Source organism: Dysgonomonas sp. 25 (assembly GCF_010501075.1).
Taxonomy (GTDB): domain Bacteria; phylum Bacteroidota; class Bacteroidia; order Bacteroidales; family Dysgonomonadaceae; genus Dysgonomonas.
Genome location: NZ_QVMN01000049.1, coordinates 1 through 323, shown reverse-complemented (window position 1 = coordinate 323; position 323 = coordinate 1). Strand labels below are relative to the sequence as shown.

The following is a 323-nucleotide window of genomic DNA, read 5'->3' as shown; positions in this document are numbered from 1 at the left end:
GCTTCGGGAGTAAGCTCATCCCGTTCGCCCCGATCCAGCTTTTCTAATTCGCGTTTCGTTTCTTCGTTGATAACTTCGATGATGAGCGGTTGGCGGGTGATGTGGTGTCGTTTTTCTTCTTTCTCGCGCTCGCGTTGTTGGGAAGCTTCGTGGCGCAGGCGCTCATCTTCACGTTTCAGTACGGCATTGATGGTGGCAGTGTCGGGAGCATGGTCTTTCTCTTTCACTATCTTTTCTTTCAGAACGAGACGGTCGGGGTAGTGTTTGTCAGGTACGTAGACGTATTTGGTTTCTACGGTTTTGTAGCCGTTCATTTTGCGGCG

1 pseudogene is annotated in these 323 nt (G+C 50.8%); it reads right to left on the bottom strand.

Annotated elements, in window-relative coordinates:
- A pseudogene (locus D0T66_RS16155) lies at positions 1 to 323 on the bottom strand (hypothetical protein); the annotation flags it as partial.